Annotated in this window: 13 protein-coding genes; 3 read left to right on the plus strand and 10 right to left on the minus strand. The window is 70.1% G+C overall.

Translation table 11 applies throughout. The features are described from left to right. Nucleotides 1–63: 63 nt before the first annotated feature. Nucleotides 64–1,005, plus strand: a complete 942-nt coding sequence (locus ACWEQQ_RS27605; RefSeq protein WP_452350276.1) for a M56 family metallopeptidase — start codon at nt 64–66, stop codon at nt 1,003–1,005. A gap of 38 nt (nt 1,006–1,043) precedes the next feature. Here ACWEQQ_RS27605 and ACWEQQ_RS27610 read toward each other — a convergent pair whose 3' ends face one another. The 5 genes from ACWEQQ_RS27610 to ACWEQQ_RS27630 form a co-directional block, all read right to left on the minus strand. After that, nucleotides 1,044–2,306: an MFS transporter gene (locus ACWEQQ_RS27610; RefSeq protein ID WP_452350307.1), complete on the minus strand. Its 1,263-nt coding sequence runs from the start codon at nt 2,304–2,306 to the stop codon at nt 1,044–1,046. A gap of 47 nt (nt 2,307–2,353) precedes the next feature. Next, nucleotides 2,354–3,649 carry a PLP-dependent cysteine synthase family protein gene (locus tag ACWEQQ_RS27615; RefSeq protein ID WP_452350277.1) on the minus strand — a complete coding sequence of 432 codons (1,296 nt, stop codon included), beginning with the start codon at nt 3,647–3,649 and terminating at the stop codon, nt 2,354–2,356. Between the two features lie 100 nt (nt 3,650–3,749). Further along, entirely contained in the window at nt 3,750–4,139 is a 390-nt protein-coding gene (lpqS, locus tag ACWEQQ_RS27620) for a putative copper homeostasis (lipo)protein LpqS (protein WP_452350278.1), read from the minus strand. A 294-nt stretch (nt 4,140–4,433) separates the two neighbouring features. Then, nucleotides 4,434–4,808: a BlaI/MecI/CopY family transcriptional regulator gene (locus tag ACWEQQ_RS27625; protein ID WP_364612631.1), complete on the minus strand. Its 375-nt coding sequence runs from the start codon at nt 4,806–4,808 to the stop codon at nt 4,434–4,436. Nucleotides 4,809–5,055: 247 nt separating this feature from the next. Further along, a complete protein-coding gene (locus ACWEQQ_RS27630; protein ID WP_354837508.1) occupies nt 5,056–5,418 on the minus strand; it encodes an ACT domain-containing protein in 363 nt (120 codons plus the stop codon). Nucleotides 5,419–5,537: 119 nt separating this feature from the next. Between ACWEQQ_RS27630 and ACWEQQ_RS27635 the strand changes: the two genes are divergently transcribed. Continuing rightward, nucleotides 5,538–6,362 (plus strand): TIGR02452 family protein, encoded by an 825-nt coding sequence (locus tag ACWEQQ_RS27635; protein WP_452350279.1) that lies wholly within the window; start codon nt 5,538–5,540, stop codon nt 6,360–6,362. Nucleotides 6,363–6,528: 166 nt separating this feature from the next. Here the strand turns inward: ACWEQQ_RS27635 and ACWEQQ_RS27640 are convergent, their stop codons facing one another. The 5 genes from ACWEQQ_RS27640 to ACWEQQ_RS27660 form a co-directional block, all read right to left on the minus strand. Continuing rightward, entirely contained in the window at nt 6,529–7,185 is a 657-nt protein-coding gene (locus ACWEQQ_RS27640) for a response regulator (RefSeq protein ID WP_452350280.1), read from the minus strand. Next, nucleotides 7,152–8,273: a sensor histidine kinase gene (locus ACWEQQ_RS27645; RefSeq protein WP_452350281.1), complete on the minus strand. Its 1,122-nt coding sequence runs from the start codon at nt 8,271–8,273 to the stop codon at nt 7,152–7,154. The genes ACWEQQ_RS27640 and ACWEQQ_RS27645 overlap by 34 nt, the downstream gene beginning before the upstream one ends. Nucleotides 8,274–8,278: 5 nt before the next feature. After that, nucleotides 8,279–8,767, minus strand: a complete 489-nt coding sequence (locus tag ACWEQQ_RS27650; RefSeq protein WP_452350282.1) for a hypothetical protein — start codon at nt 8,765–8,767, stop codon at nt 8,279–8,281. Nucleotides 8,768–8,852: 85 nt separating this feature from the next. Then, nucleotides 8,853–9,629 carry an enoyl-CoA hydratase-related protein gene (locus ACWEQQ_RS27655; RefSeq protein ID WP_452350283.1) on the minus strand — a complete coding sequence of 259 codons (777 nt, stop codon included), beginning with the start codon at nt 9,627–9,629 and terminating at the stop codon, nt 8,853–8,855. Between the two features lie 50 nt (nt 9,630–9,679). Further along, entirely contained in the window at nt 9,680–12,034 is a 2,355-nt protein-coding gene (locus ACWEQQ_RS27660; RefSeq protein ID WP_452350284.1) for a galactose oxidase-like domain-containing protein, read from the minus strand. A gap of 160 nt (nt 12,035–12,194) precedes the next feature. On the opposite strand from ACWEQQ_RS27660, the gene ACWEQQ_RS27665 reads away from it, so the two are divergent. Then, on the plus strand, nt 12,195–12,614 hold the full coding sequence (locus ACWEQQ_RS27665) for a hypothetical protein (protein ID WP_452350285.1): 420 nt from the start codon (nt 12,195–12,197) through the stop codon (nt 12,612–12,614). Nucleotides 12,615–12,696 lie beyond the last annotated feature (82 nt).

Raw genomic sequence — 12,696 nt, forward strand, 5'->3', positions numbered from 1 at the left:
CTACACTCGTGCCCATTCCACGGGAGGAGATCGGATGCGAGCAGCGCGATCGCGGGTGCCGGCATGAGCGTCGCCGTCTGTCTGCTGCTGTACGGATTCGCCGTGGCCGTACTCGCGCCCCGACTGCTGCGCCGGCTCAGCACCGCAGGGGCCGCGCCGCGGATCGCGGTGGCGGCCTGGCTGGCGGCCATGGCCTCGACTGTGCTGGCCTGGACGGTGACACTGGCGATCATCATCATCGACCTTGTCACGCACCGGATTTCACTGTTTCCCGCCCGATTCATGGACAGCTGCCTGCTGCACCTGCACGACGCCGCGGAAGGCGACTACGGCGTGCACCTGCAGACCGGGCTGTTCGCGCTGTCGGGATTCGCCACGCTCGCCGTGCTGGTGCTGGCGGTGCGGCTCGGCACCACCCTGTTGCGCTCGCGCCGTACCACCCTCGAGCACGCCCGGATGGCCCGGCTCGCCGGACGCCACCACCCCGGCCTGGACGCGGTCGTGCTCGAGGTCGATCATCCGGCCGCGTATTGCGTTGCGGGCAAACCCCATACGATCGTGGTCAGCCGCGGCGTGCTGGCCGCGCTCGAGGATCATCACCTCGATGCGGTGCTCTCCCACGAGCGCGCCCACCTGGACGGCCGCCACCACCTGCTCCTCACCCTCACCCGCAGCCTGGCCACCGTGCTGCCGCGGGTCGAGCTGTTCACCCTGGGCGCCTCCGAGGTGGCGCGCCTGCTGGAGATGCTCGCCGACGATGTCGCCGCCCGAATCCACGGGCGCACCACCGTCTTACAGGCCCTGCTGACCCTCTCCACCCTCCCCACCCCGCCCGCGACCGCCGAGGCCGCGCTGCTGCCCCGGGTCCGCCGCCTCTCCGCGCCGGAGAACCCGCCCCGCATGCACACGCGCATCGCGATCACCGCGATCACGCTCACCGCCGTGTTCATCCCGGTCGCGGCCATTGTCACCGCCGGCATCGGCATCAAGGTCTGTGCCGTCTAGCCGGGACCCGGCGCGGACCGCCGCGCCGAGTCCCGGGCTCAGCGCCGCACCGGCAGCGGCCGGGTCGGATAGTCGATCCGCCGACCCGCGGGCGATGACGGATCCTCGATCGGCGGGCGGGTGGGGGCCGGATCCCGATCGGATCGATTCAGGACATGCAAGGCGACGGCAGCCAGCGTGCCGATGACCACGAGACCGAGCCACACCGCCCAGTCCGCCCCGACGGCATGCGCCGCACCCAGCAGCGCACCCGTCGCGAGATTGCCGACCAGGATGCCGATCCCCACCACCGTGTTGTAGAAGCCGTAATGCGTGGCTACCAGGCGATTCCCCGACAGGCAGACCACGGTGTCCATCTCGAACGGGAACACTGCCGCCGTACCGACCGCCAGCACCGCCGCCGCCAGCAGCAGCGCGCCGATGGCCACCGGCGCACCGAAGGGCCGCGGTGCGGGCAAGACCGCCAGCGGCACGAACGCCACCGCCAGCAGGGCCACACCGACCACCAGGCCGCGGCCGGTCCCCCAGCGTTTCCGGAACCAGGCGGTAATGCGCAGCTGCCCCGCGACCGCGACGAGGCCGGAGATCACGAACAGCGCCGAGGTGACCGTCCGCGCCCGCTCACCGGCCAGGTACCCGGCCTGCAGGGGCAGCGCCAGATACACCTGGAACGACAGCACATACGAGCCGATCATGGCCAGCGCGAAGGCGACGAAACGGCGATTGGCGACGACGGTGCGCCAATCCTGCAGCACCGAGGTCCGCACGGCCGGTTCGGCACCGCGGCGCGCGGGCAGCGCGAACAGCTGCGCGACGGTGAGCAGCGCGAACACCACCGCCGCCGCGGCCGCCGTGACCCGGAAATCCAAGGCCAGCAGCGCCAATCCGGCCAGCGGGCCCGCCAGCATCCCGGCCTGATAGAAGACGTTGAACACCGCGAACGCCTCCACCCGCCGCTCCCCCGCCTCCGCGGCCAGATAGGCCCGCACCGCCGGATTGAACAGCGCCCCCGCGAATCCCGTTGCCGCCGAGGCGATGAGCAGGCCCGGCAGATCCGACGCGAACACCAGCAGCGCGAAACCAGCTGTCCGCAACAGACATCCGGCCACGATCAGCGGTTTGTACCCCAGCCGATCCGCCAGCGTGCCGCCCACCAGGAACATCCCCTGCTGCGAGAAATTCCGTACACCCAGCACCAGCCCCACCGCCCACGCCGCCAAACCCAGCGGGCCGGACAGGTACCCGGCCAGATACGGCATGAGCATGTAGAACCCGAGGTTGATGCCGAACTGATTGACCATCAGCAACTGCGCGGCCCGATCGAACCCGCGGAACTTCGCCACGATGTTCACGAAATCGGCTCCGCGAAGTCGCGTGCGCTCGTCGAACCGAGTACCGGATTCCCCACCGGCTCACCATCTCCGGGCTCCACTGCCGTCGAATGACCAGCGGCACCATCGCCCGGACCGAGACCGGGTATCCGACCGACCGTGTTCGCGGTCGGAGCAGGAGTGCGGTCGCGGGCTCCCGTCTCCGACGCGGGCTCCGACCCCCGGGGGTCGATAACCGTGGAGCAGCGGGTCCACTTCTCCACCTGCCGGTCCCGAGGATGAGCGATCGTGTCCGGCGCGGTGGGTTGCGGAGCGCCGAGCAGTCCGTGTGCGGCGCAATAGGAATCGTTGTAGACGGTGTCGAAGTAGCGATGCGGGCCGTCGGGGAAGACGGCGGCGATCCGGGTGCCCGGCGCGTGGGTGCGGGCCGCCCACCCGGCCACCAGCGCGACCGCACCGACGCTCCAGCCACCGCTGGCGAGGTAGGCCGCGGCCAGGGTGCGGCAGGCCCAGACGGCTTCGGCCGGTGCGACCCAGTGGATTTCGGTGAAGGCGGCATAGTCGACATTGCGCGGGTGGATGCTGGAGCCGAGGCCGCGCATGAGGCGCGGGCCCGCCTGCTGGCCGAAGATGGTGGAGGCCACGGTGTCCACACCGATCAGGGACAGGTCCGGGTTGGTGCGGCGCAGGGCACGGGCGACACCGGCGGAATGGCCGCCGGTCCCGACGGCGCAGACCAGGACGTCGACGCCACGGAGCTGTTCGATCAACTCCCGGGCCAGGGACTCGTAGCCGTCGACATTGTCGGGATTGCTGTACTGGTCCGGGCACCACGCGCCGGGCTCGGCCGCCAGCAGTTCGGCGACCCGATCGCGGCGCGCCTGCTGCCAGCCGCCGACCGGATGCGGCTCGGACACCAGCTCCACGTGGGCGCCGTAGGCCGCGAGCAGCTGCGCGACCATGGGCTCGAGCCCCGGATCGGTCACCACGGTCACCGGATGCCGGTACACCAGCCCCGCCAGGGCCAGCCCCAACCCCAGTGTGCCGCTGGAGGATTCGATGATCCGGCCGCCGGGCGCCAGCACTCCCCGGGCCCGGGCCCGCTGCACCATGTGCAGCGCGGGCCGGTCCTTCATCCCGCCCGGATTGCGTCCCTCGAGCTTGGCCCAGAAGCCGAGCCCCGGGGGCGAGAACGGCTCCCCCACCCACAGCACCGGCGTATTGCCCACCAGCGCGCGGGGTTCCCGGGCCAGGCCGGGCAATCCGGGCCGGCCGGTGCTCGTGTCGAACTCGTCGAGCAGACCTTTGTCCATGACTGTCGCTTTCGGTATCGGACCGCCGCGGCGGCGGCATGATGTGCACGGCAACGGACTCCGGCCCGGGGCGCGACGCCCAGGGCCTGTCGCCGGCCGATCAGCGTCGGTCGATACACAGGCGGGTCAGCAGCATCCGGCCGCCGACCGCGTAGTCGGGTGGTCCCCGTACTCCGTGGGACACGGCGACGATTCCGGTATCCGCAGGTCCGGCTGCCGGGACAATGGGATCGGCGGCCGCCTCCGGCGCGTGTTCCGCGCCGGGCGAGGCCGTCCGGATCGCGTCCCCGACATGCGGGTCGCAGTGCGCGGATTCACCGCCGTGCGGTCCCGGAGCCCCCGGTTCACCCGGGGCGATCGACACCGCTTCCAGCGGGCGCGCATGATCGGACCCATCGCCGAGCGCGCAACCGGCAATCGCGGCGAGCAGCACCAGCCCCGAACCGAGCAGCACCCACAGTGTCCGGCCGAACCCGCCGACACGACCCACCGCCGACACCTCCCGCCTCGAATCCGACTGCCCGGCCGCTGTTTTGACCGACCGGTTTCCTCGCCGGCATGTCATTGACACACCCTCGAAACAATCTACTATCTACGTACGTAGTTAGTTGGGAGCCGGTGATCGGGCTCACGCCCGGCCGCGGCGAATCCGACGCAAAACGACAGGACACGCATGAGGTTTGCGCAATCGGCCACCCGACACGCCGAACCCGCGGTCGGCAGGCGGCAGCACACCACTACCGGTGGCAGCGGCGGGAATCGGGGTGACGCGCAGACCCTCCGGTCAGCGCAGTTTGGAGCGCGCGAGTTTGCGCAGGGCCGCCCGCAGGCCCTCGGACTCCTCGGCGCTCATCTGCTCCACGAAGTGCGCGAGCACCAGATCCGAACGACCGCCGCTGCCCAGCGCCTCACGCATGAGGCGGGCGCTGTACTCCTCGCGACTCAGGGTGGCCCAGTATCGGTAGGCCTTGCCGACGCGTTCGCGTTCCAGCCAGCCCTTGCGATGCAGATTGTCCATGGTGGACATGACGGTGGTGTACGCGATGTCGCGCTCGCCGGCCAACTCGTCGAACACTTCCCGGACCGTCGTCTTGCCGGAGCGATCCCAGATGCGTTCGATGACGACCGCTTCCAGGTCTCCGAAGCCTCGCGCACTCACGTCTGACGTCTCCTCACCTCACGGCTCAGCCGATTCCGCATCGCGTGTCGGCCTACGGTCCTGGTGCGCACCCGATCGTAGGGTGATCGCCGGTATGGACCCGAGCCGCCCCGGGCGCCGGGGGCGCGCCCGCTCATACGTTCTACGTACGTAGACAGTAATATGGTGCACCCGTGGGCCGTCCCACGCAACCGGACAGCAGGACAACGCCGGACTACCCCAAGGCCCCGCTTCCCAACCCTCGGTGTCAGTCGGCGATGCGATGCCCCGCATCACGCAGCGCCGCCGACGCCTCCTCCAGCCGATGCGCGGGAACCAGCACCAGATCGGCATGGAAGGTGGAGGCGACGAACACCGGGATCGACGACTCCGCCAACGGCCCGATCAAGGCGGCCAGCGTGCCGGGCGCGTTCAGGCTGCCCGCGTCGACACCGTAGAAACCCTTCCAGGTCTCACCCTCGGCCCACGCGGGCGCCTCGCGAATCACGGTGAGCCCCTCCGGCGCCCGCACCAGGGCGATCCACTCGTCGTCCTCCGGAAAGGTGGAATTCGGCAGGTGATCCACCGCGAACTGCGACGGGACGATCCGCAAACGCTGGGAGCCGGTCATGGCGACATCGTAGGCGGACGGTCGGACAAACCCGGTGCGCGCACCGCGACAGCCCAGTATTAGTGTCTGCGACTAAAATTCGGATGCCATTCCCGGGCCCGGTCCGTATGGTCACTGAAATGAGTACCAGCCCACAACAAATCGCCGACGAGAACGAGCGGATCGCCGCCCTCGGCACCTATCGTGCGGCCGACGGAACCCTCGTCGACATCACCGACGCGCTGTCCCAGGCGCGCGCCTGGACCCACTGTTTCGAACCCGACGAGGACCTCTACAACCGTGACCCCGGACCGTTCACCGGACGCCCCGAGGTCACGGCCGAAGGCAGCATGCAGGCCGCCCGCCGGCTACACGAGGAAGGCGGAAAAACCATCGCCGTCCTCAATTTCGCTTCCGCCCGCAACCCCGGCGGCGGTTACCTCCGCGGTGCCCGCGCCCAGGAGGAAGACCTGTGCCGCAGCGCCCTGCTCTACCGCTGCCTGCTCGAGACGCCCCGCTACTACGAGGCCCACCGCGCATCCGACGACCTGCGCTACAGCCATCGTGTCATCTTCTCCCGCGAGGTCCCGGTCGTCCGCGACGACCGCGGTGCGCTCACCGCGCACACCTTCACCACCTCGTTCCTGACCTCGCCCGCGCCGAATGCCGGTGCACTGGCGGACCGTTCGGGCGAACGGGTCGATGTTCGCGAGATCCTGATCGCCCGCGCCGAGCGGGTGCTCGCCGTCGCCGCTCACGAGCGTGTCCGCGAATTGGTCCTCGGCGCGTGGGGATGCGGTGTGTTCCGCAATGACCCGAACGAGGTCGCCGAGGCCTTCGATCGGGCGCTCCAGATCCACGGGGCCGCCTTCGATCGCGTCGTGTTCGCCGTCTGGGACCGCTCCCCCATCTCAGCCAACCGCGCCGCATTCGAAGCCCGCTTCGGGCAAGCGGTTTCCCCCTAGCCGCGGCGAAGTCCGATGGCGGGCACCGCTCTTCTGAGCTGTTTGTTCTGAACAGGTTCATGGTCCGGGTGTCGCGGCAGCGATGCCATATCGGCAATCCATGCTCAGATTGCAATATCTACAGATTCAGATAGCCGATTGAGGTTCGGTAGCCCCGGACCCTCGCTCAGCGGGCCAGACCCGTGCGATGAGCGAAGGCGATGGCCTGGCCGCGATCGCGGACCCCGAGTTTGGCGAACAGTGAATTGATGTGCGTCTTCACGGTGCTGACACCGATGAACAGTTCCTTGGCGATCTCGGAGTTGTTGCGCCCCTGCGCCATCAGCCGCAGTACGTCCCGCTCGCGGTCGGTGAGGTCGGCGGGCGCTTCGGGTGGCGCGTCGAGGGCGGAGAGCAGGCGGCGGCCCACATCGGCGGCCAGGGTGGTGTGACCGCTCGCGACGGATCGGATGGCCGCGGCGATCTCGGCGCGACCGGCGTCCTTGGTGAGATATCCGCGTGCGCCCGCCCGCAGCGCGCCCGCGATGGAGGCGTCGTCGGCGTAGGTGGTGAGTACCAGGACCGCGGTCTCGGGATATTGGGCGGTGATGGCGGCGGTCGCGGCCACGCCGTCGATGCCGGGCATGCGCAGATCCATCAGCGCCACCCGGGGTTTCACCCGCCGTACCAGCTCGACCGCTTCCGCGCCGTCGCGGGCCTCCCCCACCACCCGCATATCGGGCAGCAGCGACAACACCGTGGTGAGCCCGTCGCGCACGGTGGTCTGGTCGTCGGCGACCACCACCGTGATCACTTCCGCGGCAGCAGAATTCGCACCGTCCACCGACCCTCCTCCTTCCCGGCGGACAGCAGTCCGCCCGCCGCCTCGATCCGCTCCCGCATACCCAGCAGTCCTGCCCCGGAACCGGTGCTGCCGAGCGGCACCCATTGCGCGGCAATCGGATTCGACACCACCGCCTCCAGCGACGCGCCGCTGCCGCGCAATGCGAGCGTAACCGCCTGCCCGGGTGCGTGTTTGCGCGCATTGGTGAGCGCCTCCTGCACCGCGCGGATCAGGGCCACCGCCGCCTGCTCGTTCGCCGGATCCACCGCGACATCGAATCGCTCGGCCAGCTGCCCGCCGGCCGCGCGGTGCTCCTCCACCACCCGGCGCAGCTCGGCCGCCGCGTCGAAGCCGCCCGACCGCAGCGTGCCCACCACCCGGCGGGCGTCGGCCAGCCCGGACACCGCCAGCCGATGAGATGCCTTGACCCGCTCCGCGGCCCGGTCCGTCTCCCCCGCCTCCAACAGCGCGTCCGCGGCGTCGAGTTGGAGCACCAGACCGCCCAGAGTGTGGGCGAGCACATCGTGGATGTCGCGGGCGATGCGCCCGCGCTCGGCCAGGGCGGCGGCCCGATCCCGCTCCTCGCGGATGATCCGATTCTGTTCCACCAGCATCCGATTGCGCTCCGCGCCGACCCGCGCCTGGCGGCGGCTCCACCCCGCCAAGCCGACCACGACCACACCGACCAGCAATCCCACCAGTGCCCCCGGACGCGCACCGTCCACCAGGATGGAAACGCACATGAGCACCGAGGTGGACAGCGCGATCGCCAGACCGAACCACAGCGGCGCGCTCAGCAGGCCGAGGGCGATGAATACCGTGGCCAGGGCCGTGATTCCGGAGCCGACCGACTGGGCGACGGTCGATCCCCCGCCGATGGCCATGGCGCACAGACAGATTCGTTCCCGCCGCCACTTCCGTGCGGGCATCACCACCCACGCCGCCCAGCCCAGCCACGAGAGCACCACCAGCGCCGCCACCCACGGCCGGTGGAACAGGGCCACACTCGCCGAGGAGGAGACCACGGCGACGAGCCCGACCAGGCGCAGCAGCCTGGACAGGCTCGAGGGTGGGTCGAGGATGGACATCGGTCTCAGTGTGCCGCAACCGGGTGCGCCTGCTCGGCACGCCGGGCCAGCACCAGCGCCCGGCCCGCCCGATTGAGCGCCACCACCAGCAGGATCGCCCCGACCGAGGTGACGGACACCGCGCCGGCCAGGTGCGCGACCACGTCCACCCCGATGCGCGCCGCCAGCAGCACCAGCCACAGCAGCGATCCGGCCCACCCGGTCCGCGCCTCCCATCCCGCGGCGGTGCGGCGCAGCTGGGACAGCATCCCCATGACCACGCCGATCCCGACACCGAGCGCCGCCGACAAGGCCAGCAGGGCCACCGACATGACCCCGAGGCCGCCACCGGTGACCACGGACTTCATCTGCAGAAACCCCACCAGCCCCAGAATGATCGGTCCCCGCCACAGCCGATTGGCGTCGAGGACCTGCCACCGGGTCTGCCGGTACATGATCCACCCGATCACCAGCACCGCCACCGCGCCGTCGACCACCGCATTCTGCAAGTTCATGCCTCTACGGTCGCCCCGCGAACCGCCTCCACCCACCACCCCAGGGTGGAGACCGGGTGGGATTCCCGCCCATCCGCCTCGCCGGTCAGTCGGGCCAGACGGGCGGGCGCTTCTCCAGGAAGGCGGCCATTCCCTCGCGGGCGCCGGGCAATTGGGAGGCGGCGGCCATGACCTCGCGGGCGAGGGTGTAGGCGTCGGCCTCGGGGCGGTCGAGCTGGGCGTAGAGGGTGCGTTTGCCGAGCGCCTTGCTCGCGCGGCTGCCGCGGGTGGCGCGGGCGAGCAGGTCGGCGACGGCGTCGTCGAGGTCGGCGTCGGGGACGGCGTAGTTGATCAGACCCCAGTCGACGGCGGTGCGAGCGTCGATGACGTCGCCGGTGAGGGCCAGCTCCATGAGGCGTTTGCGGCCGATGGAACGGGCGACCGGGACGGCCGGGGTGTGGCAGAACCAGCCGCCCTTGCCACCGGGGAGGGCGAAGCCCGCCGAATCGGAGGCGACGGCCAGGTCGCAGGACGCGACGAGCTGACAGCCGGCCGCGGTGGCCAGGCCGTGCACGCGGGCGATCACCACCTGCGGCACCGTCTCCAGGGTGGTCATGACCTGCTGGCAGAGGGTGAGCAGGTCGCGCACGCCGAGCAGGTCACGGGCGGCCACATCGGCGAAATCGTGGCCTGCGCTGAACACCGGCCCGGCCGCGGCGAGCACGATGCCGGTGGCGTCGGTGTCGCCCGCGGCGCGGAACGCGGCCAGCAGTTCGGTCAGGTGGTCGGCGGACAGCGCGTTGCGGCGGTCGGGACGGTTCATGGTGACGGTGATGGTGTCGCCGTCCCGCTTCACGAGTAGGTGCCGGTACTCCGCGGTCATACCTTCCACGGTAGTGCGGAGTATCGGCCCGGGCTGCCGCATTTCGCGGTTCACACCGGTGCGGGCGCGTCCGGATTCAGGTGCAGCCACTGCCCGGTCGAGGGAATCCCGTCGGTGTCCACTACGACCAGGAGGTACCAGCCGGGCGGGGCCAGCGCCGGGTTCGAGGGCAGCGTGACGGTGAGGGCGCCGGACGCGGCGGGGGTGATCGGCAGGTCGATCAGCCGCTGGTTGTTGTCGCAGGAGTGGGTGCACGAGGTGGGGTGCAGCAGGCTGGCCTCACGCACGGCGGCCGTGGTGGCGATCGTCAGGGTCGCGCCGTATTCCGCTGTGCCGCTGGACATCTGAAATTCCGGCCGGGCACCCTGGAACAAGTAGGGCGGCCAGAACATCTCGATGCGCAGTTCCTCTGTTTTGCGCAGCGGATTCGATCCGGCGGTCACCACCTTGCCGTCCGGTGTCAGCAGCGCCACCGAGTGGTACAGCCGCGCCACCCGCTCGGGCGCGGTGGGCGACCAGGTTCCGGCGACCGGATCGTAGATCTCGCCGTGCGGCGGCACCGAATCCGCCATCTCCTCCATACTCGATCCGCCCGCGGCCAGCACCGTGCGGTCCGGCAGGATCACCGCGCACACGTGCATACGGGCATACGCCATGGCGGGGCCGGCCTGGTACGCCGGCGCGGCCGCGCTCAGATCCACGATCCGGGTGTCCGCGGAGGCCATGCCGGGACCGTGCGGGTCGACGCTGCCGCCGCCGATCAGCATCACCCGCTGCGCCTGCGCGGGCGGCAGCAGCACACTGGTGGACTGGCTGCGCGACTCCGGATCGACGAGCCCCGGCACCTCGGTGACCGCACCGGTGGCGATGTCCCAGATCGAGGGGCGCATGCCGTTGTTGGTGCCGAACTGCCCGCCGGTGAAGAACACCCGGCCGTCGGCGAGCAGCACGAGATGTGCGTACGTCGGAATGGGCCCGGGCACAGGGAGTTTCGACCAGGTCAGGGTGGCGGGGTCGAACAACTCGGGCGTCTCCGACAGGAACCCGTCCTCCCCCAGGCCCGAAACCGCGACCACCGCACCGTTTTTCAGCGCGGTCAGGGTCGGATACCAGCGCCCGGAGACCATATCGGGCTGCCGGTTCCAGGTCAGCGACTGCGGGTCGAACAGCAACGCGTCACGTAGCCCGAGGAACGGGTCGTACTGCTCGGTCCCGCCCGCGGCCAGCAGCCGCCCGTCCGGTAGGAATGCCTGCCCGGAACAGAACATGTCGAAGGGCGTCGCGGGCGCGTCCAGCCCCGGATTCGGGTAGTGCCACACCCGCGTGCGAAAGTCGTGGGCGTTCAACCGATCCGGATCGTTACCGGATCCGGCGAAGAACAGCACATCGCCGGTGTGCAGCAGGGCGGCGTGCACCGGATTGATCTCGGTGTCGAAATCCAGGATGCGCCAGGTGCCCTGGATGGCCGCGGTGGCCAGATCGGTGTCGAGGTCGAGCACGCGCAGGTATCCGGCATTGCCGCCCTGGGGATGGTCGATCGCGCACACCACCAGCTGTGGCAGTCCGCCGGCGCCGGGCAGCAGGGCGACCGCCGCGCCCTCGTTCTCCCGGAAACCCCAGTCCGGCACCTGCGACCAGCGGCTCCAGCCGTCGACGCAGTGCCCGGTGCCGTCCAGGCCCCAGCCGATGGTGTAGAGCCCGGCACTGCCGTTCTGCGGGTGGTCGATGGTGAAGACGATGAGTTCGGGCCGCCCGTCCCCGTCCAGGTCGGCGACGGTCATCCCCGCGCCCTGGTTCTCCCACCCCCACCAGTCCGGAATCGCCAGCCACGGTGTCCATTCCGCGACGGAGCCGTCGGCGCCGAGACCTTTGGCGAGCCGGAACTGGCCGCTGTTCTGGCCGACCGGATCGTCGACGGTCATGACGACCAGAACCGGCTGCCCGTCCAAGTGGGTCAGGCAGATGTCGGCGCCCTGGTTCTCCCAGCCGTACCAGTCCGGAATCTGTTGCCACGCAGTCCATCCGCCGGTCACGGTGCCGTCTGGGGCGAGGTCGCGGCCGATGCGGAAGTAGCCCTGGTTCTGGCCGGCGGGGTTGTCGACGAGGAACACCACCATGTCCGGGCGGCCGTTGCCGTTCAGGTCGGCGATGGCGATGCCCGCGCCCTGGTTCTCCCAGCCCCACCAGTCGGGCACCTGCAGCCAGGGGCCCCACTCGCGGACGGTGCCGTCGGCCGCCAGGGCGTGGCCGACTCGATAGTTTCCGGTGTTCTGACCTGGCGGATTGTCGACCATGAGGACCACCGCGTCGAGGGTGCCGTCGCCGCTCAGATCGGCGATGGCGAGACCGCAATCCTGGTTGTCCGCTGAGAACCAATCCGGAATCGGAACGAATTGTCCTGCCACGCAACCAATCATGGCGGCACGCGGCAATTCCGGCATCCGATGTTCGATGGCCGGATAGTCCGGATGCCCATTTACGCCAGGTTATGGAAAACGCACCCCGGTGACCCGGGCGCCCATTACTCTCCGAAACGCTCTCGTTTCACACCCTTGAGGACACATCATGAGAAAGACAGTCTGGGCCAACGGCCTCGCACTCACCGCGGCCGCCATCCTGGCCTCCACCGGCACCGCGAATGCCGTCGGCAACAGCATGAGCACCGATGCCACCTTCAAGGTCGGCGTCGACATCCAGCCCGGCGTCTACAAGACCACGACAGCCGCCACCGTGTGCGCCTGGGCGCGGCTGTCGGCCATCACCCCCGACGCCAACGCCACCATCCAGGCCGGCGGCGCGGTCAACGGCACCGTCACCGTCGAGATCAAGCCCACCGACGTCGCCTTCTTCACCAGCGGCTGCGGCACCTGGACCCTGCAGACCACCACCACGAGCACCGGCTCGTCGGGCCTGTCGAATCTGATCAGCGGCAGCGCGAGCGGCAGCAGCCTGCTCTCGTCCGGCTCCGCCTCCGCCTCCAGCTAGCCGATCCGGCATCGGTGAGCCGTCTACCCGGAGGTGGCGGGATCATCGGGCCGGGAGGGCCGGGCAATCCGCAGTGCCCGCC

The sequence above is a fragment of the Nocardia sp. NPDC004123 genome (genome assembly GCF_053603795.1).

What these genes read in the sequence shown, in the direction of transcription:
- ACWEQQ_RS27605 (WP_452350276.1), top strand. Translation starts at nt 64, where the DNA reads ATGAGCGTCGCCGTCTGTCTGCTGCTGTACGGATTCGCCGTGGCCGTA.
- ACWEQQ_RS27610 (WP_452350307.1), bottom strand. Translation starts at nt 2,306, where the DNA reads ATGGTCAATCAGTTCGGCATCAACCTCGGGTTCTACATGCTCATGCCG.
- ACWEQQ_RS27615 (WP_452350277.1), bottom strand. Translation starts at nt 3,649, where the DNA reads ATGGACAAAGGTCTGCTCGACGAGTTCGACACGAGCACCGGCCGGCCC.
- ACWEQQ_RS27630 (WP_354837508.1), bottom strand. Translation starts at nt 5,418, where the DNA reads ATGACCGGCTCCCAGCGTTTGCGGATCGTCCCGTCGCAGTTCGCGGTG.
- ACWEQQ_RS27635 (WP_452350279.1), top strand. Translation starts at nt 5,538, where the DNA reads ATGAGTACCAGCCCACAACAAATCGCCGACGAGAACGAGCGGATCGCC.
- ACWEQQ_RS27645 (WP_452350281.1), bottom strand. Translation starts at nt 8,273, where the DNA reads ATGTCCATCCTCGACCCACCCTCGAGCCTGTCCAGGCTGCTGCGCCTG.
- ACWEQQ_RS27650 (WP_452350282.1), bottom strand. Translation starts at nt 8,767, where the DNA reads ATGAACTTGCAGAATGCGGTGGTCGACGGCGCGGTGGCGGTGCTGGTG.
- ACWEQQ_RS27655 (WP_452350283.1), bottom strand. Translation starts at nt 9,629, where the DNA reads ATGACCGCGGAGTACCGGCACCTACTCGTGAAGCGGGACGGCGACACC.
- ACWEQQ_RS27665 (WP_452350285.1), top strand. Translation starts at nt 12,195, where the DNA reads ATGAGAAAGACAGTCTGGGCCAACGGCCTCGCACTCACCGCGGCCGCC.